This window comes from Streptomyces sp. NPDC031670 (assembly GCF_055580545.1).
This window is the reverse complement of sequence record NZ_JBVILC010000004.1, coordinates 56,712-77,467: the sequence shown is the minus strand read 5'-3', so window position 1 is coordinate 77,467 and position 20,756 is coordinate 56,712. Positions and strand designations below refer to the sequence as shown.

22 protein-coding genes are annotated in these 20,756 nt (G+C 72.8%); 3 read left to right on the top strand and 19 right to left on the bottom strand.

The genetic code is table 11. From position 1 onward, the window contains the following. Nucleotides 1-161 precede the first annotated feature (161 nt). The gene (locus ACZ5ID_RS09850) at nt 162-821 is read left to right on the top strand and encodes a YqjF family protein (RefSeq protein ID WP_468895268.1); all 660 of its coding nucleotides are present in this window, start codon (nt 162-164) and stop codon (nt 819-821) included. Between the two features lie 33 nt (nt 822-854). Here ACZ5ID_RS09850 and ACZ5ID_RS09845 read toward each other — a convergent pair whose 3' ends face one another. The 3 genes from ACZ5ID_RS09845 to ACZ5ID_RS09835 are packed head-to-tail and all read right to left on the bottom strand — an operon-like array spanning nt 855 to nt 3,509. Next, a complete protein-coding gene (locus ACZ5ID_RS09845) occupies nt 855-1,886 on the bottom strand; it encodes an NAD(P)/FAD-dependent oxidoreductase (protein WP_468895265.1) in 1,032 nt (343 codons plus the stop codon). Next, complete coding sequence (locus ACZ5ID_RS09840) at nt 1,883-2,419, bottom strand: isoprenylcysteine carboxyl methyltransferase family protein (protein ID WP_468895262.1); 537 nt, start codon at nt 2,417-2,419, stop codon at nt 1,883-1,885. The genes ACZ5ID_RS09845 and ACZ5ID_RS09840 overlap by 4 nt, the downstream gene beginning before the upstream one ends. A 7-nt stretch (nt 2,420-2,426) precedes the next feature. Further along, complete coding sequence (locus ACZ5ID_RS09835; RefSeq protein ID WP_468895259.1) at nt 2,427-3,509, bottom strand: type III polyketide synthase; 1,083 nt, start codon at nt 3,507-3,509, stop codon at nt 2,427-2,429. 78 nt (nt 3,510-3,587) lie between these two features. On the opposite strand from ACZ5ID_RS09835, the gene ACZ5ID_RS09830 reads away from it, so the two are divergent. Beyond that, entirely contained in the window at nt 3,588-4,499 is a 912-nt protein-coding gene (locus ACZ5ID_RS09830; RefSeq protein ID WP_468895256.1) for a UbiA family prenyltransferase, read from the top strand. A gap of 93 nt (nt 4,500-4,592) precedes the next feature. Here the strand turns inward: ACZ5ID_RS09830 and gap are convergent, their stop codons facing one another. From gap to ACZ5ID_RS09760, 14 genes are all read right to left on the bottom strand, one after another. Then, nucleotides 4,593-5,591 (bottom strand): type I glyceraldehyde-3-phosphate dehydrogenase, encoded by a 999-nt coding sequence (gene gap / locus ACZ5ID_RS09825; protein WP_468895253.1) that lies wholly within the window; start codon nt 5,589-5,591, stop codon nt 4,593-4,595. Nucleotides 5,592-5,734: 143 nt separating this feature from the next. Further along, nucleotides 5,735-6,694 carry a GlxA family transcriptional regulator gene (locus tag ACZ5ID_RS09820; RefSeq protein ID WP_468895250.1) on the bottom strand — a complete coding sequence of 320 codons (960 nt, stop codon included), beginning with the start codon at nt 6,692-6,694 and terminating at the stop codon, nt 5,735-5,737. 165 nt (nt 6,695-6,859) lie between these two features. Further along, complete coding sequence (locus ACZ5ID_RS09815; protein ID WP_468895247.1) at nt 6,860-7,669, bottom strand: SDR family oxidoreductase; 810 nt, start codon at nt 7,667-7,669, stop codon at nt 6,860-6,862. Between the two features lie 172 nt (nt 7,670-7,841). Further along, on the bottom strand, nt 7,842-8,264 hold the full coding sequence (locus ACZ5ID_RS09810; RefSeq protein ID WP_468895244.1) for a DUF6003 family protein: 423 nt from the start codon (nt 8,262-8,264) through the stop codon (nt 7,842-7,844). 85 nt (nt 8,265-8,349) lie between these two features. Then, nucleotides 8,350-9,798: a serine/threonine-protein kinase gene (locus tag ACZ5ID_RS09805; protein WP_468895241.1), complete on the bottom strand. Its 1,449-nt coding sequence runs from the start codon at nt 9,796-9,798 to the stop codon at nt 8,350-8,352. Between the two features lie 6 nt (nt 9,799-9,804). Continuing rightward, nucleotides 9,805-10,584 carry an FHA domain-containing protein gene (locus tag ACZ5ID_RS09800; protein WP_468895238.1) on the bottom strand — a complete coding sequence of 260 codons (780 nt, stop codon included), beginning with the start codon at nt 10,582-10,584 and terminating at the stop codon, nt 9,805-9,807. A 72-nt stretch (nt 10,585-10,656) separates the two neighbouring features. After that, nucleotides 10,657-10,956, bottom strand: a complete 300-nt coding sequence (locus ACZ5ID_RS09795; RefSeq protein WP_468895235.1) for a hypothetical protein — start codon at nt 10,954-10,956, stop codon at nt 10,657-10,659. Continuing rightward, a complete protein-coding gene (locus ACZ5ID_RS09790) occupies nt 10,953-11,243 on the bottom strand; it encodes a hypothetical protein (protein ID WP_468895232.1) in 291 nt (96 codons plus the stop codon). Before ACZ5ID_RS09790 ends, ACZ5ID_RS09795 begins: the two co-directional genes overlap by 4 nt. 105 nt (nt 11,244-11,348) lie before the next feature. Then, nucleotides 11,349-12,815, bottom strand: coding sequence for a DUF8189 domain-containing protein (locus ACZ5ID_RS09785; RefSeq protein WP_468895229.1), 1,467 nt, complete (start codon nt 12,813-12,815; stop codon nt 11,349-11,351). A gap of 11 nt (nt 12,816-12,826) precedes the next feature. After that, nucleotides 12,827-14,371 (bottom strand): DUF8189 domain-containing protein, encoded by a 1,545-nt coding sequence (locus tag ACZ5ID_RS09780; protein WP_468895226.1) that lies wholly within the window; start codon nt 14,369-14,371, stop codon nt 12,827-12,829. 14 nt (nt 14,372-14,385) lie between these two features. Next, nucleotides 14,386-15,375 (bottom strand): alpha/beta hydrolase, encoded by a 990-nt coding sequence (locus ACZ5ID_RS09775; protein WP_468895223.1) that lies wholly within the window; start codon nt 15,373-15,375, stop codon nt 14,386-14,388. A gap of 183 nt (nt 15,376-15,558) precedes the next feature. Then, complete coding sequence (locus ACZ5ID_RS09770) at nt 15,559-15,897, bottom strand: DUF4288 domain-containing protein (RefSeq protein ID WP_468895220.1); 339 nt, start codon at nt 15,895-15,897, stop codon at nt 15,559-15,561. Between the two features lie 7 nt (nt 15,898-15,904). Further along, nucleotides 15,905-16,240 (bottom strand): hypothetical protein, encoded by a 336-nt coding sequence (locus ACZ5ID_RS09765; protein WP_468895218.1) that lies wholly within the window; start codon nt 16,238-16,240, stop codon nt 15,905-15,907. Next, on the bottom strand, nt 16,234-16,716 hold the full coding sequence (locus ACZ5ID_RS09760; protein WP_468895215.1) for a hypothetical protein: 483 nt from the start codon (nt 16,714-16,716) through the stop codon (nt 16,234-16,236). The genes ACZ5ID_RS09765 and ACZ5ID_RS09760 overlap by 7 nt, the downstream gene beginning before the upstream one ends. A gap of 208 nt (nt 16,717-16,924) precedes the next feature. Between ACZ5ID_RS09760 and ACZ5ID_RS09755 the strand changes: the two genes are divergently transcribed. Then, a complete protein-coding gene (locus ACZ5ID_RS09755) occupies nt 16,925-17,248 on the top strand; it encodes a 4a-hydroxytetrahydrobiopterin dehydratase (RefSeq protein WP_468895213.1) in 324 nt (107 codons plus the stop codon). Nucleotides 17,249-17,338: 90 nt separating this feature from the next. Here the strand turns inward: ACZ5ID_RS09755 and ACZ5ID_RS09750 are convergent, their stop codons facing one another. Continuing rightward, complete coding sequence (locus ACZ5ID_RS09750) at nt 17,339-20,440, bottom strand: tetratricopeptide repeat protein (protein ID WP_468895210.1); 3,102 nt, start codon at nt 20,438-20,440, stop codon at nt 17,339-17,341. Further along, entirely contained in the window at nt 20,437-20,733 is a 297-nt protein-coding gene (locus ACZ5ID_RS09745; RefSeq protein WP_468895207.1) for a trypco2 family protein, read from the bottom strand. Before ACZ5ID_RS09745 ends, ACZ5ID_RS09750 begins: the two co-directional genes overlap by 4 nt. Between the last annotated feature and the right edge of the window lie 23 nt (nt 20,734-20,756).

Genomic DNA, 20,756 nt, shown 5'->3' with positions numbered 1-20,756 from the left:
CGAATGGCGGAGCGGAGCATGGGGCCCCTGACCGAGGGGCGGATCGAGGGGCCCCTGACGGCTGACTCCGTACACAGGACCGGTTCGCGAGCTTGGAGAAGGTGTTGACGAGGACGTCACCCCCACGTGTTCCCGCGCCTGTCGCCTTCCCGCTCCTGACGATGCGGTGGGAGCGGCTCGCGATGGTGCACTGGAGTTACGAGGCCGATGCCGTCCAGCGTCTGCTGCCCGCCGGGCTGCTGGTGGACCGGTTCGAGGAACGGGCCTGGGTCAGTCTGACGCCGTTCGAGATGGCTTCGGTCCGCGGCTTGCGGGTCGTACCGCTGCCTCCCGCCGTCTTCCCCGAGACCAACTTGCGGACGTATGTACGTCTCCCGGACGGGCGCAGTGGGCTGTGGTTCTTCTCCCTCGATGTCAGCGCACCCCACATGCTGGCGGCGCGGGCCATCGGGGTGCCCTACCGGCTCGCCGAGTTGTCGGTGCGTGCGCGCGGCGGCGGCATGGTCTATGCCGGACGACGCCGGGGAGCACAGGGCGTCGGATACCGGCTGGGCATCCAAGCGGGCGCGCCGGTCGATGACGTCACTCCCCTCGACGACTGGCTCACCGCGCGATGGGGCGCCTTCTCCCGGCGGGCCGGCCGGTTGCTGCTCACCCCGGTGCACCACGAGCCCTGGACGCTCCGACGCGGGACGATCACGGAGCTGCGCCAGACGCTGACCCGTGCCGCCGGTCTTCCCGACCCGGGGCCCGCTTCGCTCGTACACCTGTCCCCGGGGGTGGGTCCCGTTCGCCTCGGTCCTCCCCGGCCGGTTTCCTGAGAGTGCCGGTGCCGGTGCTGGTGCCGGTGCGGGTCAGGCGAGCAGGCGTACGGCGCTCTCGAACAGCCGGGGGAACCGGGCGGCTGCCGGGGTGACCAGGGGCGCCAGGCGCGGCTGGTTGCGGACCCACAGGAGGGACCGGGTCAGCAGGCGGTAGCTGCGGGACAGGCGGCACCAAGCGCGTTCGTACGCCTGCGGACGGCCCTCGCGAAGGCAGCGTACGAGGGCGTCCGCCCCCGTCAGGGCGAGCGTCAGCCCCTCACCCGTCAAGGCGTCGACGTACCCCGCCGCGTCCCCCACGAGCAGCACGCGGCCGGCCACCCGGCAACGGGCCTGCTGGCGCAGCGGCCCGGCGCCCCGGACCGGCGTCCTGTCGGCCTGGGGGAGCCGGGCGGCCAGGACGGGGAAGCGGGTCAGCTGTTCGTCGTAGGGCAGTTGGCGTGAGGTGAGGATGGCGACGCCGACCTGCCGGGGGCCGAGTGGGGTGACGTACGCCTCGCAGTCGGCGGACCAGTGCACCTCCACCAGATCGGTCCACGGCTCCACGGCGTAGTGGCGCCGCAGACCGTATCGGGGGCTGCTTCGCCCGGTGGTGGGCGGGCGGACGGTCAGACCGAGCGCCCGCCGGGTGGGGGAGTGCAGCCCGTCGGCCGCCACGAGATAGCGGGCGCGGATGCCGTCGGCGGTCACATACGCGTCGGACTGCGTCACCTGGCGGACGCGGTGTGCGATGACGGGAACGCCGAGTTCGGCGGCCCGGGCGCCGAGCGCCTCGTGGAGTACGGTCCGGCGGGTGCCGAGACCGGGCCCCGCGGGGAACCGGGCTTCGGCCTGCCGGCCGCCGGTGGCGTCGAGGTAGCGGATGCCGTGGAGGGGCCGGCCGGGCACGTCCACGCCGAGGGCGTGCAGGGCGTGTACTGCCGAGGGCATCAGCCCCTCGCCGCACGCCTTGTCGACGGGGGAGGGGCGCGGCTCGGCCACCACGACCTCGAAACCGCACCGCACGGCGTGGATGGCCACGGCCAGACCCGCCGGACCGCCGCCCACGACGAGAAGGTCGATCACGACACGGCACCGGGGCCCGGCAGAGCGCGTGACGGCGCCAACGCGGCGCTCTCACAGCGGATGCGTACGGTCAGCAGCGCCGCGTTCAGCAGCGTGAAGCCCAGGGCGGTGAGCCAGGCGGTGTGCACCAGCGGGAGGGCGAGGCCCTCGACGACGACGGCCACGTAGTTGGGGTGCCGCAGATACCGGTAGGGGCCCGAGGTGACCAGGGCGAGACCGGGGACGATCAGTACGCGGGTGTGCCAACGGGGGCCGAGGGTGGCCACGCACCACCAGCGCAGCGCCTGCGCGACCAGGGTGAGGGCGAGGGCGGGCCAGCCGAGCCAGGGCAGGAACGGCCGGTGCGCCGCCCACGGCTCCACCAGGCAGCCGAGGAGGAACAGCGTGTGCAGGCCGACCATCACCGGATAGTGGCCGCCGCCGTACTCACGTCCGCCCCGGGCCCGGCTCCAGGCGCCGTTGCGCCGCGCCACGGCGAGCTCCACGAGCCGCTCGGCGACGACCAGCAGGATCAGTACGGTGTACGGCGTCACGGGAGACTCACCAGTCCAGAAGGACGAGTTCGGAGGAGAAACCGGGCCCGAAACCGATCATGAGACCGGTCGAGCCGGGCGGGGGCCGGTTGTTCTGGGTGTCCTTGAGGATGTGCAGCACCGACGCGGAGGACAGGTTTCCGTGGGCGGCGAGCGCGCGGCGGCTCGCGCCGAGGGCCGCGTCCGGAAGGCCGAGTTCTTCGGCGAGCGCGTCGAGGATCTTGGGACCGCCCGGGTGGCAGATCCATGCCGTGACATCCCCGGGCTTGAGGTCGTGTGCGGCGAGGAAGGACTCGACCTCCTCGCTCACATGCAGCCTGACCAGTTCGGGGAGTTCCGGACCCAGCACCAGGCGGAAACCCCAGTCGCCCACGTCCCAGCCCAGCAGGTGCCCACTGCCCGGATACAGACGGCTGCGCGCCGCTCGCACCGTCGGCCCCGACGGTCCGAAACCGGACGACGCCGCCGCTGAGGGTGGACGGGAACCGTCATGGCCGACGGCCACCAGCGCGGCGGCTCCGTCCCCGAACAGACTGCCCGCCACGAGGTTCGCCATCGACGTGTCGGAGCGCTGCAAGGTGAGCGAGCACAGTTCGGTGGACAGCAGGAGCGCGATGCCGTCCGGCCGGCTGCCGAGGAAGTCGTGGACGCGGGCCAGACCGGCCGCGCCCGCGGCGCACCCGAGCCCGAACAGGGGCATCCGCCTGACGTCGGGCCGCAGACCGGTCCGTTCGGCCAGCCGGGCGTCCAGGGACGGTGTCGCGATACCCGTGACGGTCGTCGAGACGACCAGATCGACGTCCTGCGGGCGCACACCGGCTTCGGCCAGGGCCCGCTCGACGGCTTCGGCGCCCAGGGCGGTGGCCAGTTCCACGAAGACGCGGTTGCTCTCACCGAACCCGCCGAGGTCACGGTACCGGTCGAGGGGCAGAGCGAGATGGCGGCTCTCCACGCCCGCTGCCGCGTGCAGCCGGCGCACGAGGTCCCTGTGCGATCCGGGCGGCAGGGTGGAGACGAGGTCTTCGGTGATCTCGTGCTGCATATAGCGGTGCGGTGGGAAGACCGTGCTCACCGCAAGGACGCGGGTCATTGCTCCAACATAGGGACAGTGCGACGCCGGTGCCCTCAACCCGGCGCTCGTGGGCGCGCCGTCGCCTAGCGTGGGGCGATGCCCTCCACCACCGATGAAGGAGACTCCCGCCTCGTCGGCCCGGCCGTGCCCGGTCCGGCGGAACACCGGGCTGTCGCGGGCCTGCTGAAGACGTGTCACCCGGTGCCCGCGGCGGGGGTGACCGTCCTCGCGGCGCTGCTGGCCGCCGCGTTCGGCCTCGACCTCGCCTCGGCGGTGCGGGCGGTGACGGCGGTGGCCGCGGGTCAGTTGTCGGTGGGCTGGTGCAACGACCGGCTGGACCTGCGGCGTGACCGGGCCGCCGGACGGCGGGACAAACCGCTCGCCACGGGGGCGCTACGGCCGGTCACGGTGGGCACGGCGGCCTGTGCGGCCCTGCTCGTGTGCATCGCCCTGTCGCTGGCCTGCGGGGTGCCGGCCGGCGCGGTCCACCTCATCTGCGTCGCCGCCGCCTGGGCTTACAACCTGTGGCTCAAACGCACCGCCCTGTCCTGGCTGCCGTACGCCCTCGCCTTCGGTCTGCTCCCGGCGTTCTTGACGCTGACTCTCCCGGGCAGCCCCTGGCCGCCGCTGTGGCTGACCGTCGCGGCGGCGCTCCTCGGCACCAGCGCCCACTTCGCCAATGTGCTGCCGGACATGGAGGACGACATCGCAGGCGGGGTGCTCGGACTCCCGCAGAGGATCGGCCGCCGTGGGTCCGTGGCGTCGGCGGCGGTCCTGGCCCTCGCCTCCTGTGTGGTGCTGACGGTGGGTCCGACCGGCCGGGTGGCTCCGGCGGGCGCGGGTGTCGTCGCGGTGACCCTCGCGCTCTGCCTCTACGCGGCGGCCGGCCCGCCCGCCCTGACACGTGGCCGCGGGCCGTTCGTCGTCGTCCTTGCCATGGCCGGTCTCGACGCGGCGCTCCTGGTGCTGGCGGGAGGCGCGCCGCTCACCGGGCGGCCCTGGCCGTGAACGCGGCCTGATGCGGCGGCTCGCGCCCCGGACATCGCGGACGGCCCGGAGCGGTGGCCTGAGCCTCCGGTCCGGACCGTCAACCGCCGTACGTCACCGCCGGGCGAGCAACTCCAGTGTGTCGATCACACGGTTGGAGAAGCCCCACTCGTTGTCGTACCAGGCGACCACCTTGACATGGCGGCCGTCCACCCGGGTCAGCGCCGAGTCGAAGATCGACGAGGCCGGGTTGCCGGTGATGTCGGACGACACCAGCGGGTCTTCGGAGTACTCCAGCACGCCCGCGAGCGGTCCCTCGGCCGCGGCGCGGTAGGCGGCCAGCACGTCCTCACGCGTCACGTCACGCGCGACCGTGGTGTTCAGCTCGACGATGGAACCCACCGGGACGGGCACCCGGATCGAGTCGCCCGACAGCTTGCCGTCGAGGTTCGGCAGGACGTGACCGATCGCCTTGGCCGCGCCCGTGGTGGTCGGCACGATGTTGACCCCGGCGGCGCGGGCGCGGCGGGGGTCGCGGTGCGGGCCGTCCTGGAGGTTCTGCTCCTGGGTGTACGCGTGCACGGTCGTCATGAACCCGTGCTCGATCCCGGCGAGTTCGTCCAGCACCGAGGCCAGCGGGGCGAGCGCGTTCGTGGTGCACGAGGCGTTGGAGACGATGGTGTGCGTGTCGGCGTCGTACGCGTCGTTGTTGACCCCGAACGCGAGGGTGACGTCGGCCCCCTCCGAAGGCGCGCTGACCAGGACCTTCCGCGCGCCCGCGTCCAGATGGGCACGGGCGGCCTTGGCCGAGGTGAAGCGGCCCGTCGCCTCCAGTACGAGGTCCACGTCCAGCTCGGCCCACGGCAGCGAGGCCGGCTCGCGCTCGGCCAGCACCTTGATGCGGTGGCCGTCGACGACCAGCGTGTCCCCGTCCACGGTCACCGGGCGGCCGAGCCGGCCGGCCGTCGAGTCGAACGCGAGCAGCCGCGCCAGGGCGACGGGCTCGGTGAGGTCGTTGACGGCGACGACCTCCAGACCACTGTCGCGTTCGAGCAGCGCGCGCAGCACATTGCGTCCGATACGGCCGAATCCGTTGATGGCGATACGAGTCATGAGTGTTGTCCGTCCCTTCGGTTCGCCTCCAGCCTCGCGCGCGAGGCCCGACGGTGGCAGTGGCGTGAGCGCCACGGTTCGCAAGGATCCCGCCACGGGCCCGGGGGAGGCCCCCGAAGCCCGGGCACGGTCAGACCCTGCCCCTACTGGCCGCGTGTGAACGTCCGCCGGTACTCCGTGGGTGTGGTCCCCAGCACGCGCTGGAAATGCAGCCGCAGATTCGCCCCCGTGCCCAGCCCCACATCGGTCGCGATCTGCTCCACGCTGTGCTCCGAACGCTCCAGCAGCTCACGCGCCATGTCGATACGGGCACGCATGACCCATTGCATGGGTGTGTACCCGGTGTCCTCCGCGAAGCGCCGCGAGAACGTCCGCGCCGACACCGCCGCGTGACGTGCCAGCGCCTCCAGCGTGAGGGGCTCGTCCAGGCGGTGCAGCGCCCACTCCCGGGTGGCGGCGAACCGCTCGCCCAACGGCTCGGGCACACTGCGCGGCACGTACTGCGCCTGTCCGCCGCTGCGGTACGGGGCCGCGACCAGGCGGCGGGCCGCGTGGTTGGACGCGGCCACGCCGAGGTCGCGGCGCAGGATGTGCAGGCACAGGTCGATGCCCGAGGCGGCACCCGCCGAGGTGAGCACCGTGCCCTCGTCCACGAACAGGACGTTCTCGTCCACCCTCACCCGGGGGTGTTTCTCGGCGAGGGCCCGTGTGTAGTGCCAGTGCGTGGTCGCCCGCCGCCCGTCGAGCAGTCCCGTGGCGGCGAGCGCGAAGGCGCCCGTGGAGATCGCGGCGAGCCGGGCACCCCGGGTGTGGGCGGCGACCAGCGCGTCGAGGACGTCCCGCGGTGGATCGGCGCGGCCGGGGAACCGGTAGCCGGGGACGAAGACGAGATCGGCCCAGCTGAGCGCGGAGAGGCCGTGGGCGACGGAGTAGGACAGCCCGTCGCCCCCGGTCACGAGCCCGGGCACCGCCCCGCACACCCGTACTTCGTACGGCATGCTCGCGCGGGTCGTGAACACCTGCGCGGGAATGCCGACATCGAGTGGCTTGGCGCCTTCGAGCACGAGGACGGCGACGCGTCGCAGGGGGGAGGAGGGTGGCACGGGACAAGCGTACGAGGGTGGTTGGCGCCGGGCGGCCAGGAGGTGCCCCGGCGCGGGAGTCCGAGCGCGGATGGCCGAAAGGGTTTTCCGGGTGTGTGAGTGCGAGGCGGCTCGGTGTCGTCCGAGGGTGCGTACCCTGCGCTCCATGCGCGCGCCGCTCGCCGCTCAGGGGCGGCGCCAGTCGTCGCCGGTCAGGTGGGAGCCGGCCATCGGGCCCATCCGGAGCATGCCGCCGTCCACGGCGTAGGACGCGCCGGTGACGTAGGAGGCGTCCGGGCCGGCGAGGAAGGCGATGACGGCGGCGACCTCCCGGGCGTCACCGGGGCGGCCGAGCGGAACGCCGGGCCGGTGCGTGGCGTGCACGTCCGAGTCCTCCTGGCCGGTCATCGGGGTGGCGATCTCGCCCGGCGCGACCGCGTTCACCGTGATGCCGTGCTCGGCCAGTTCCAGCGCCATCGTCTGGGTGAGCAGACCCAGACCGCCCTTGGCCGCGCAGTACGGGGCCGCGCCCACCCGTGGCTGGTGTTCGTGGACCGACGTCACATTGATGATCCGGCCGCCGTCGCCCTGCTCGATCATCCGCCGCGCCGCCTTCTGCCCGCACAGGAACGGGCCCACCAGGTCCACGTCCAGGACCCGGCGCAGATCCTGCTCGCTCAGGTCGAGGAACGGTGTGGCCGTCCCCGTACCGGCGTTGTTCACGAGGACGTCCAGACGGCCGAGTTCGGCGCACAGCTCGTCCATCGTCTCCAGGGCCTCCGGCAGGCGGGTGAGGTCCATCTGGCCCACCACGGCCCGGCGGCCCGTGGCACGGACCTCCTCGGCGGTCTCCTGGGCGCCCTTCTCGTCGCTGTGCCAGGTGATGGCGACGTCCATACCGGCCTCGGCCAGGCGGACGGCGGTGGCGCGCCCGATCCCCGAGTCGGATCCGGTCACCAGGGCGGTCTTGGTCGCGGGCGAGGTGGGGGCGGACATGCGGATCTCCTCGTGGTCGTGCTTCGGCCTCACTTCTCACGTGATGCATCGCTGTACCCGGCAGGCATACCGGGCAAACGCGGCACGTGTCGGCGCCGGGGCCGGCCCACGTCGGCGCGACGCCCCGGCCGGCGGACGGCACCGGCCGGCGCGAAGCGCTTTCCGTGAGACGTCACACGGTCAGATGCGCGATGTCCTGCGGGTCCAGCCCGGTCAACTGCGCGATGCGCGCGGCCGGAACACCCGCTGTCAGCGCCCGGTGGACGAGCGCCTGCCAGTCCTCGGTCGTCTCGCGGAACTCCAGCAGCTCGGTCTCCAGGTCCGTGACGGACTGCGGAGCGCACTCCTGCTGGACTCGTACGGTCTCCTCCTCGCTCAAGGGCACCGGCAGGCGTTCGGCGTCCTCCGGGATGAACGCCTCCGCGCCGGCGGGCAGGATCCGGACGTGTTCGGAGGAGGCGGAGACCCCGTGGGCCTGGAGCCAGCCGTGGACGGCCGGAGTCTGTGAGCATTCGAGCTCTCCGACGGCGGCCAGGGCGGCCCCCAGCCGGGGGTGCCGCTCGGGAAGGAGGAAGAGGTAGGCGTCGTCGGCCATCGAGGGCAATCGCTTTCTCTAACGGACAGCAGCGTCCCACGATGCTAACGCCCCACGATGTCCGGCTCCTTGCCGCCGGGTGCCCTCACGGTGTGGGTGCGGCGCAGCGGGGGAGGGAGGGGCGGTCCTTCGTACGAACGGCGGGCAACCATGCGGTGGCGGACCGCGCCGCGGCGGTCCCGGCGCGCGGCAGCCGGACCCGGAACCACAGAGTGGAACTCAGGTCCTCCTCGTCGACGATCGGCAGTCCCCGCGGCAGCCGGCACTCCGCGTCGAGGACGTCGCCGTGCCACACCCGGGTGCCCACGACGTTGTCGGCGGTGTAGGGCCGCAGCGGGTCGATCGCGAGGCCCAGGCTGCACTGCCCCTCGCGGTCCGCACGCTCCTGGCACCCCCGCTCGGCGTTGAACACCCTTATACGGGCGGACCCTTGCTCCTCGCCGCCGTCCCCCGCCGGGTACGCCCAGAGCGCGGCGCCCGCCGCCGCGCACCCGGTGACGGTCAGCAGCGCGGCCCGGCGCAGGCGGCGCCGGACGCGGGACCGGCGGGGGAGTGCGGTGCGGGGCGGCCCGGTGGTGTCTTCGGGGGTGTGGGCCCGGATGCGTTCGAGGAGGCTCTCGGCCGTGTGCGGGGCGCGGGCCGCGTGGGTGGGGGCGAGGCAGTCGACGGCGAGGGCCCGCCAGAACTCGGGCAGGGCGCCGTCCAGCCGTAACGCCGCCCGGCCCGCCGCGTACTCCTGTACGGCCGCGCCGCGCGCGGTCGGTGTGGCGCCGGGGAAGGGGTAGGCGCCATGGGCGAAGATCTCGTGGACGACGATGCCGAGCGCCCAGATGTCGGCGCTGGGACGCATCTGTATGCCGCGCTCCGCGAGCGGCTCGCGCCACCGCTCGGGCGGAAGGTAGTCCAGGGTGCCCATCGGCGCCGTCCAGCCGTGGGTGCCGGTCAGTTCGATGGCGAAGCCGAAGTCCGACAGGCGCACCTCGCCGTCCCGGCCGATCAGGATGTTCTCGGGCTTGAGGTCGGCGTGCACCCAGCCGCTGCGGTGCATGTGCTCCAGTCCCTCGCAGATCCCCGTGACGAGCCGGGCGCCCTCGGCCTCGGTCACCGGTGCAGCGAGCAGTTCACGCAGGCTGCCCCGGGCCCGCTCCATGACCAGGACGATCGCGCCGTCCAGGGACGGCCGGTCCGGCGCGCTGAGGACCAGCGAGTCGAGGAGCCGGATGAGCCTCGGGTGGCCCGCCTCACGGCCCAGTTCGAGTTCACGGCGGGCGGACGCGGCCACGCTGCGCGCCTGACGGGGCGCCAGCCCGGCGGTCGGCATGACCTTGAGGGCGACCCCGTGCCCGTCCGCGTCCGCGTCCACGCCGTCCACCGGGCGCTCACCGGCGGGTTCCGCCGCCCGCCCGGCGTAGACGGTGGCCCAGGCGCCCGCTCCGATGGGCTCGCCGACGATCCAGGAACCGATCCGGTGGCCCACCGGCAGGAGTTCCGGCTCGCCACTGTCCGCCGCGAGCGCCCTGCTCCGTGCCGTCACCGCGTCCTACCGTCCACGCTCGGCCGGCTCGGTACGCGGGGGCAACAGGGCGAGGTGCTCCTCCCGCACGATCCCGAACTTCAGGGCGAGAGCGACAACGGCCTCGCGCTTGCCGTTGCGGCGCGCCGCCCGGTCAACGTCTTCGGAAGCCGTCGGCACGGCGATGCGCAGCTTCTCGTCGGCGAGGTAGTCGATGTGCGAACTGACCGCTCGGGCCGTCAGACCGGCGCCGTCGCCATGGCCGCGGAGCCGCTCGACGATCTGCGGGGTGGTCGGCACGGCCACCGGCGACCGGTCGCGCAGCCACGGCTCACAGAGCGCGACGAGCACCAGGAAGTACGTGGCGCTCTCGTCCAGCGAGTACGCGGTGAGGGTACGGCTCTCCCAGGAGCCACCGCCCAGCGCGTGCGGGTCCAGATAGACGTGGTCGGGCGCGAACACCTGGAAGGAGAGCGGGGTTTCGCGGCGGGAGGGCAGGACCACCCGGGCGAACTCGAACGGGATGGGCGCGCCGACGCGGCGCGGCGGCACGCGTAAGTACTCTCCGGCGCCCTCCGGATTCTCGACCAGATAGCCGTGGGTGGCGCTGAGGTTGCTGAGCTGCCAGTGGTCGTCCGTCGCCCGGATCTCCCCCGCGAGACGGGACACCGACTCGTCGGTGAGCCGTAGTTCGACGGGTGCGCGGGCCGAACCACGCCCGAAACGGACGCGTTCCCCGGGGCCCAGCCGCAGCGTCACCGCGTCGTCGCCGTCCCCTTCCGGCAGATGGATGACTATCCCGCTCACCGCTCCCCCGTCCCGCGTGCCGACCGTCCCCGTTGTCCGACAGAGGGAACGTTACCGTCTGTCCACGGCGTTTCACCGCGCGGCTTGCGCCACTTCGGCGCGCCGCCGCGAAGGGCCGGAACAGGGGCGATGCGGTACGGGGAGGGCGGGCGCGGCCGGCCGGCCGGTCGCGTCGGCCGCCGCCGACGGAGCCCCGGCGCCGACGGCCGGCTCGAATGTTTCGACGAACAGCGGGGCCGCGGCGGACCAGCCGGACAGTGCCTGCCAGTCGTCCCAGCCGCCGCTGGGCACCGACTGGCGCCGTTGGAAGGCCGCCGTACCGGGCGGGGCGATAGCGGCGACGGTCAACCGCCCGCCGCCGTCGCGGCTCACCCGCGGGGCGGCACCGGCAGCCGTACCGAAGCGGTCCCAGGACGACCAGGCGCCGTCTCGGCGCCGCTGTCCGGGGCCTCGCCGGGCGGCGCGCTGTCGCCGACGATGGCGAACAGGTGCCGGCGGCCGTCCGCCCGGAGCAGGATGTGGTCGTTGAGGTAGCGGCGCCGGCCGGGCGTGGACGGGTCGTGGACGGGTGTGAAGGGACCGGCGCCGATCCACTGGTGGGGCGGTGGGCCGGCGGCGGCTGAGGACGAGACGGCGGTACGGGCCGCGAGCGGGAGCACGAGTGCTCCCGCCCCGGCCGTACGCAGCAGGCGCCCGCCTGCTGATCGGATGCATGGCTCTTCCCCGAAGGGACCGTTCGCGCGGTGAAGGGACCGTTCGTGCGCTCAGTTGACTGCCGGGCCGGGACCGGTGTTGAGCCAGGACCATTCGGACCAGGTCGACATACCGGTCTGCCACTTGTGGTAGACGCCGGCGTGGCTTGTTCCGAACACCTCGATGCGGCCGTCGGCGTTGGTGGCGGCGGTGACTTCCGTACCGCCGCCGCCGAAGGTGTCCCACTGGCCGTATGGAGCGTTCACGCCGGTCTGCCACAGGTGCTGGGCCACGGTGCCGTTGATGGCGAAGACCTCCACCCGGCCGTCGGGCGAGCGTTCGCTGCTCACCTGGGAGTCGGCGGGGCCGCCGGTGGGTTCCCACCCGGACCAGCTGGCGCGGTCGGTCTGGTAGCGGTGGAAGACTCCGGCGGGTCCGGAGGCGAAGACCTCCAGGCGTCCGTCCTGGTTGTGGTCCACGGTGAGATCGTGCCCGCCGCCGCCGAAGTCCTCCCAGGCCGACCAGGCGCCGTTGACGGCTGTCTGGTACTGGTGCTGGAAGGCGTCACCGTTGATCGCGAAGACTTCGAGGCGCCCGTCGGCGGACTTCTCCATCTCGATCCTGCCGTTGGCCGGGCCGCCTCCCGCGGACTCCCACTCCGACCAGCTGCCGTTCGGTGCGGTCTGGTAGCGGTGGAATACGCCGGTGGGTCCGGAGGCGAAGGCTTCCAGGCGGCCGTCGCCGTTGGTGCCGACGGCGATGTCCCGTCCGCCGCCGCCGAAGGTTTCCCAGCCGGACCAGGCGCCGGAGGGGGAGAGTTGGTAGCGGTGCTGGAAGGTGTTGCCGTTGATGGCGAACATCTCCAGGCGTCCGTCGGCGTTGGGGCCGATCGCGAGTTCGGCGCTGCCGGGGCCGCCGAGGGGTTCCCAGTCGGACCAGGTGCCGTTGACGCCTGTCTGCCAGGCGTGGTGGACGCCGTCGGCTCCGGCGGCGAAGACCTCCAGGCGGCCGTCCGACGATCGGGCCGACACCACCCGCCCCGACTCCGCCGGATACACCAGAGGGGCGGGCCCGGGCTCGTGGTGGCCCAGCCGGTCCACCGCCGCCCGCGCCTCGTCCATGTGCCGCAGGTGGGCGCCCGCGTTGTAGGTGGACCAGGGCTGCCAGTTGGTACCGCCGGAGGAGATGGTGTAGGCCGCGTTCGCGTTGCACTGCGGGTCGAAGGCGCAGGCATCGTCCACCTCGCGGTGCCAGTAGCTGTTGATCTGCCACAGGCCGCGGTCGGTGGAGGGAGGCGTGTTGTTCTGTACGTTGGTGGCCGTCGGGTCACAGCTGGACTCGGCGAGCGCGACCGCGACGGCGGTCACCAGGCTCTCGCCCCGGAAGCCCGCGTTGTAGCCGACCTGGGCGCACAGATCGCTCGGCGCGGCGTACGCGGGCGACGCGCCCACCAGGACGCCCGCCCCGAGCAGGAGCGAGGCGGCGGTCGCCAGGACGACGCGATGGGGTGCGCGGTGGGCGCGTTGCACGGTTCTCACGTGCTGTCTCCTCAATTGACGGCGGGGCCGGAAGTGGTGTTGAGCCAGGCCCATTCGGACCAGGTCGCGAAGCCCGTCTGCCACTTGTGGTGGACGCCGGCGCGGCTCGTGCCGAACACCTCGATACGACCGTCCGCGTTGGCCACCGCGGTGACTTCCGTACCGCCCCCGCCGAAGGTGTCCCACGGGCCGTACGGGGCGTTGACGCCGGTCTGCCACAGGTGCTCGGCGACGGTGCTGTTGATCGCGAAGACCTCCACGCGGCCGTCGGCGGTCGGCTGGCTGGTGAGCTGTGAGTCGGCGGGCCCGCCCATCCCTTCCCACCCGGACCAGCTGGCCCGGTCGGTCTGGTAGCGGTGGAAGACTCCGGCGGGTCCGGAGGCGAAGACCTCCAGGCGTCCGTCCTGGTTGTGGTCCACGGTGAGATCATGGCCGCCGCCGCCGAAGTCCTCCCAGGCCGACCAGGCGCCGTTGACGGCTGTCTGGTACTGGTGCTGGAACACCCCGCCGTTGATCGCGAAGGCTTCCAGACGCCCGTCGGGCGACTTCTCCATCTCGATACGGCTGTTGGCGGGACCGCCACCGGTGCTCTCCCACTCCGACCATCCGCTGTTGGGTGCGGTCTGGTAGCGGTGGAATACGCCGGTGGGTCCGGAGGCGAAGGCTTCCAGGCGGCCGTCGCCGTTGGTGCCGACGGCGATGTCCCGTCCGCCGCCGCCGAAGGTTTCCCAGCCGGACCAGGCGCCGGAGGGGGAGAGTTGATAGCGGTGCTGGAAGGTGTCGCCGTTGATGGCGAAGACCTCCAGGCGTCCGTCGGCGTTGGGGCCGATCGCGAGTTCGGCGCTGCCGGGGCCGCCGAGGGGTTCCCAGTCGGACCAGGTGCCGTTGACGCCTGTCTGCCAGGCGTGGTGGACGCCGTCGGCTCCGGCGGCGAAGACCTCCAGGCGGCCGTCCGACGATCGGGCCGACACCACCCGCCCCGACTCCGCCGGATACTCCAGCGGCTTGGGGTGCGGGCCGGTGCCGGGCGTACAGGGCATGTCGATGCCGCGTTCCGCCAGGTACGGGAGGGGGTCCGTCCCCACGCTCGCGCTCGGGTCCGTCCAGACCCGCAGATGCAGATGCGGGCCGGTGGCCTCGCCCTCGCTGCCCATCAGGGCGATCTGTTGGCCGGCCACCACATGGTCGCCCACCTGGACGTCCCGCTCGTACATGTGGCCGTACTCGGTGATGGTGCCGTCGGCGTGCTGGACGCGGATCCACTGCCCGTAGCCCGGTTCGTACCCGGAGATCGTCACCTCGCCGTCACCGACGGCGTAGATCGGGGTGCCGCGGCCGTTGGCGATGTCGATACCGTTGTGTCCGGCGCTGTAGTACTGGGAGATGAAGCCGGTCGTCGGGCAGGCGGCAGCGAAGCCTGATGCCCGGGCGGCCGGCTGGGCACGGGTCTGGGCGGCGGCCGTGGAGGGAGCCGTGACCAGCAGACCGAGCAGCAGGGCCGCGACCGTCGCGCGCCCGGGGCGCCGGGTGCGCCGCGGCGACGTGGTGAGCGACACGGTGCGTCCTCCTGTCACGCCTTGCGCAGGCGGTCGATGATGCCGTCGATGTCGCGCTGCATCAGGTCGTGGCGGATGAAGTGGCCGCCGGGCACCTCATAGGACTCGTGCGGAATCCCGGCCCGGTCGAGCAGACCGCGGAACTCCCGCTGCCCGGCGAGCACCTGGGTCTCGTTGACGGTGTCGAACCAGTTGACCGGGTCGGGACTGGTACCGGCGACGAGGAACACCCGCTTGTTGCGGTAGCTCTCGATCCGCTGGACCGGATTGTCGGCGTTCACCCGGCCCTCGTCCCACAGCGGTGCACCGTAGATGGTGCCGCCGTTCAGGTCCAGGACCGCGGCCGAGGCGTTGGCCCAGTGCACGACGAGTCCACCGTCACGGCGCAGGCTGGCGGGGCCGGAGTGGGCGCTGACGGACGCGAAGTGCCCGTAGTACTTGGCGGCGTACTTGAGCGCGCCGAAGCCGCCCATGGAGAACCCGGCCACGGCGCGCCCCTCGTACTCGGCGAACGTCCGGAAGTTGGCCTCGACCCAGGGGAGCAGCTGGTCGATGTGGAAGTGCTCCCAGTTGCGGGGTCCCACGTTGGAGCTGACGGGGTTGGAGTACCAGCCGGCGTGGCCGCCGTCGGGCATGACCACGATGATGGGCTTTCCGGCGGTCCACTGACGGACGCCCTCCCGGTCGAAGGTGATGAAGTCCTGGTCCGTTCCACCGCCGTGTAAGAGGTACAGGACCGGGTAGGTGCGCCCGCTCACGTGATAGTCGTCCGGCAGCAGCACGTTGACACCGGGGTTCCAGCCGATCGCGTCGGTCTGGAACCGGTAGTACCACATCCTGGGGTCGCTCTCGTTGCGGTCCACGATGTGCAGCCCGAAGCCGTCGTCGGCCGCCGAGGCCGTCGTCGCCGCCGCGAGCACGCCTCCGGCGCCGAGGGCCGTGGCGGCGGTGATCCCGCCGGCGGACTTGAGGATGCTCCTGCGGGTGGGGTGGTGCGCGGTCAACGGGACCTCCTGGGGGAAGCGCGGCGGCGGTCGGGGCGAGCGACCGCTGTGTGACAGGCGCTTCGGAGGGTAGTGACGCGCACTCCGCCCGGAGAATCCGGAACGTTACGGACTGACAGGGGCCGCGCGGATGCGGTACGGCGCGAGGGCGCGAGATGTTCCCCCGGAGAAGGGGGAGACGCGTCAGAGGTCTTCTCCCGACAGCAGCGGTTCGAAGGACCTGTAGGCGTCGTAGTTCCTGAAGTGCCGGGTGTACACCTCGGATCCGTCGTCGAGGTCGCCCTGCCCGACCTCGCTGACGTCCACCACGTGCAGCAGTTTCCAGGAGACGGTGTCACCGAGCTCGTTCTCGTAGCTCGTCTCAAGGCGCCTGCCGTGCGCGAACGCCTTCTCGCGGGCCTCGCCTTCGTCCCCAGCCCGCAGCAGGACGAAGTTCTCCTGGTAGAGCGGGGCCCGGCCGTCGGCCGTGGTCGACGCCGCGCACAGCAGTACGGCGACGTAGAGGCCCCTCTCCACGGTCACCTCCGGCCTACTTCTTGAACCGGTTGTCGTTCAACAGCTTCCAGGCCGTCCTGCACGACTTCTCCCCGCAGTCCTTGATGTACCCGAGGGAGTCCCCGTAGTGCTGCCCCGGGAACACCTGCCGGATGGAGGCCTGGCGGCAGCGCGAGATGAAGTTGGTGGCGATCTCCCCGAGGTTGTCGTTGGCGGCGCACACGTCCGCCGCGGTGACCGGCGTACTCGTCGCGGCGGCGGAGGGGGAGGGGACTCCGGTCAGCAGGGTGGCCGCGAGGAAGGCTGCCACCGACACGGCCCGGCCGATTCCCCGCCGTGCCCGGACCCGCCCGTCGGCCGCTGTCAGCATCCGGCCATCTTCCCGTACGCGATCCACACTTCGCCCTTGTTGTTGAGGCTGACATCGCCACCGGTCTTGTGGAGGTAGGTGTACTTGCCCCGGTACTTCCGCAGCTCGCCGAACTGCGACTCCAGCGTCATGTACGGAGAGTCCAGCTTCCAGTCCCCGGAGAACTTCGCGTACACACCGTCCGTCCCGTCCGTACCGCTCGCCCAGCACACGCGCGAACCCGAGTACAGGACCAGATTGCCGTCGTACTGCATCTCCAGCCGGTAGCCCCCGTTGCGCAGGCACTGCCCGGGGAGCATCCGGTCGGTGAACGACGTGCCGATGCCCCGGCATTCGGCGGCCCTGGCCACGGGGGCTTCGGTGGAAGCGGGGGCTGCGGACACGGGGCACGCGGAGGAGGTGACGGTCGCCAGGAGACCCGCGAAGGCGAGGACGCAGGTACGGGAGAGAGACCGCATGCGGTGCCGGTGCTGCATGGGGTGCCTTTCTGATCAGCTGCACGCTCGCGCCCCGCGATCAGACGCGATTGCGTACGGGGAGTGATCGTAAAGCTACTTGACGTGACCGAGCGGCACCAGTCCCGTCCGTGTACTCCCTTTGGCTGATCCTGGGAGGGCATGGCACGATGCCCCGGTCGGCCGGAACTCGACGAGGTGCCGGCGCCCGTGAACGAGGGGAGCGGACATGGCCGGGAGCAGGCCCGAGCCCTTGTCGGAGGCGGCGATCCAAGCCGCCCTGCGGCATGTGCCCGGCTGGCGCCGGACGGGCGAGGAGATCACCCGGACCTTCGCGATCCGCTATCACGGGGGAGTCGCGCTGATCGTCCATGTCGCGGACGTGGAGCGGCTGATCGGCCATCACGCGGACATCGACCTGCGCTGGGACACGGTGCGGTTCTCCATCACCACCCGCGACGCGGGCCACCGGCTCACGGCGGCCGACTTCAACCTCGCCGCCCGCATCGACTCCATCGCCGCCGCGCACGAGGCGGAACCCCTCGACGACTGAGGAGAGGCGGAGGGGGCGCGTACGCCCTGCGCGGCGCCGGCTCCGCTCGGCGGCTGCCGGCGCCCGCGCACCCGGGCGCGCCCCCGACCGTCACCCCCGCGTCCGCTCCTCCCCGCCGAGCGCCGCCAGCCGCTCGCGGCACCCGGCCGCCGCGATGTCCGCGCCGAGCTCCTCGTAGAGGGCGAGCGCCTCGGTGTACGCGGCCCGTGCCTCGTCGGCCCGGGGCAGTACGCCACCGAGGGCGCACAGGATGTCGGCCAGGCCCCGCCGGGAGCCGACGCGCTCGAAGGCCGCGCGGGCCTCGTCGTACGCGGCGCGGGCCCGGTCCGGGCGCCCGTCGGCGCGTTCGGTGTCACCGAGCGCGCGCAGGGTGAAGCCCAGGCCGCCCGCGTTGCCCAGTTCACGGTGGACGGCGGCGGAGCGGGCCAGGGTCTCGCGGGCCTGCGCGTACTGCCCCCGCAACCGCTGTACGTCGCCCAGCCCGCGAAGCATGTCGGCCTCTCCGCGCCGGTCGCCGATGCGACGGGACAGATCACGGGCCCGTACGAAGAGGTCGGCGGCCTCGTCGTGGCGGCCGTCGACGCGGGCCACATGGCCCAGACCCCGCAGCGCCTGCGCCTGCCCGCGTACGTCACCGATCTCCTCGTACGTCGCCAGCGCGGCCCGGTAGCCCTCGTGGGCCTCCACGCCCCGGCCCCGGTTGCGTGCGATGTCGGCCAGCCCGCGCAGCGCCTGTGCCTCGCCCCGGCGGTCGGTGAGCCCGGCGTACAGTTCACGCGCCTGACGGAAGGCGTCGGTGGCCGTCTCGTAACGGCCCTGCGAGACGCTGACGTTGGCCAGGCCCCAGAGCGCGTCGGCGCGGCCCGCCCGGTCGTCCAGCTCCTCGTAGACGCGCAGCGCGCCGGTGAAGAGCTCACGGGCGTCGTCGTAGCGGCTGCGGGCGCGTTCGGTCTCGGCGAGCCCCCACAGGGCGTCCGCGCGCCCCCGCCGGTCACCGAGCGCCTCGTACAACTCGTGGGCGGCCCGGTAGTCGTCCCGCGCGCCCGCCAGATCGCCTCGGGTACGTTCCGTATCGGCCAGGCCCCGCAGGGCGTCGGCCAGGCTGGGCCGGTCGTGGTCAGCCATGGCTGCGTCCCTCATGGTGGCCCAGATCCTGGCGAGTTCGGTGGTCGCGCCCAGCCCGCCCAGGACGGCGTGTGCCAGGGCGGCGAGGCGTCTGGCGTGCGGGGAGCGGCGTTCGACGGCGGCCACCGTCACGGCGATCAGATTGCCGCGCTCCGCCTCCAGCCAGGCCCGTGCGGCGTCCGGTTCGCCCGCTCCGGTGGCCAGCGCCTCCCGCGCCGCCTCGCCCCGGGTCAGCTGGTGGGTGAAGAGCCGGTCGAGGGCCTCGTCCCAGCGCTCCCGCGGCTCCTGTGCCACCGCCAGGCTCCGGGCGTACGCGAGGAACAGGTCGTGGAAGCCGAAGCGTCCCCGGCCGTGGCGCTGCAACAGATGTCTCTCGGCCAGGTCGGCCATCCGACGGCGGCACTCGCGCACCGTCATACCGTTCATCGTCGCGCACGCCTCCACCTCCAGTTCGGAACCCGGATGCATGGCCAGTACCCGCAACAGGGCGGCCTGCACCGGGTCCGCCGTCTCCAGCGCCTGCCAGGACACCGCGAACGCCGCGCCCACCCGCCGGTCGGCGTCGGGTACCTCGAGGAGCGGCGAGTCCGTCTCCCGCATGGCGAGCAGCAGCTCCTCCGGTTCCTCGAAGCGCAGCCGGGCGGCGACCGCCTGCACGGCCAGCGGCAGGAACCCGCAGGCCCGGCAGATCTCCTCCAGGGCGGGGTCGTCCGCCTCCTCCGCGGCCAGTCCGGCGCCCGCCACCAGGAGCCGTACCGCTTCGTCGGCGGGCAGCACGTCGAGCGCGGTGAGCGTGATGCGGTCGGGGTCGTGCAGCGCGATCCGGCTGGTGATCAGGACGAGACTGCTGTCGTCACCGGGAAGCAGACAGGACACCTGGTCGAGCGATGCCGCGTTGTCGAGGAGCAGCAGGCCGCGTCTGCCGTGCAGCCAGTTCCGCCACAGCGCGGCCTTGGCGTCCAGGGTCGGCGCGTCGTCACCGCGGATGCCCGCCCAGGTCAGCAGCGCCTCCATCGCGGCGTGCGCCTCCATCGGGGCCCGGTCGGGGGTGTGGCCGTACAGGTCGAGTTCGAACTGCGCGTCGGGGAAGTCGGCGGCGAGCTGGTGGGCCAGGTGCCGGGCCAGGGCGGACTTGCCGACGCCCGGCATCCCGACGATGGCGTGCACCAGCTCGGGTCGCCCCGTGAGGCTCCCGGCGACCAGCTCGGGCAGCCGGCGGCGCTCCGCGACCCGGTCCACGATCTGGCGGGGCGGCGCCTTGAGCGTGGTGAGCACCGCCCCGGCGGGACCGGGCGCGGCGGGCAGCCGGGCCGACTCGGCCGGGCGTTCCGGGTCCAGGGCGCGCAACAGCGGGTCATGGCCCGTCAGTTCTCGCAGGGCCTCCCGGAATCCGGTGTCCGCGAGGAGCGCCCGGACCGGAACGGCCGTCAGCCGCCGCCCCTCGTAGGGCCGGTCGCTCCACGCGACGACGCCCAGCAGGGCACCGCTCTTGTGGACCACCGCGCTGCCGGACATGCCCGACCACTGGTCCCAGCCGGCCGGCCACGCGGTCGACACGTCGATGGCGTAACGGTCGCTGCGCGTGTACGTCAGTGGGTCCAGCACCCCGCGTACCGTCTCGGTCTCCGTGCCGTCGCCCGTGCTGCGTGCCGCGGCGGCCGACATACCGGTCACGGCGACGGCGACCGGTTCGGTCCCCGTCACCTCGGCCCAGCGCGGCTCGGGAACGCCGGGCGGCTCGGTGAAGCCGCTGCCGTCGGCCCCGAGGCGCAGCAGCGCCGCGTCGAGACCGGCGTCCCCCTGCCAGAGGACGGTGCACGGCACGGGGCCGGTGAGACGCACCGCCCCCCGCCCTCCGACGACGGCCCTGACGGTGATGTCCGGCCGGTGCTGGCCGTCGGGGAACGTCACGCCATGGCGGGAGGTGAGCACCAGCGCGGGCGCGAGCAGCCGCCCGGACGAGAACTCCCTGCGCCCCTCGGCGTCCACCGGGCCCGCCGTGACGGCCACGAGCCCCGGGTGCAACTGCGCCCCGTCGTGGGGGCCTTCGGCCGGTGGAGCCGTCATCGCCGGTCGGAGACCGCGGCCAGATCCCCGGTCAGGGTGTCGCGCACATCGAGCTTGAGGCGCAGCCGGTGGGTCGTGCCCTGGGACACCTTCGCGTCGGCGCCGAGTTTGACCACGCCGAGGCGCACGCCCCCCGAGCCCCCCGCGTCCTTGCGTACCTCGACGAGGAACTCCATCTCCACCTCGGTGATACGGAATTGGAGCCGTGCGTCCTTGCCGTACTCCTGTGCCTGAGCCAGCTGTGTACGCAACTGCTCGATCGCCTCGGTGATCTCGTTGCCGTCCGTCGTCATCCCGCGCCCCCGTCTTCAATGAT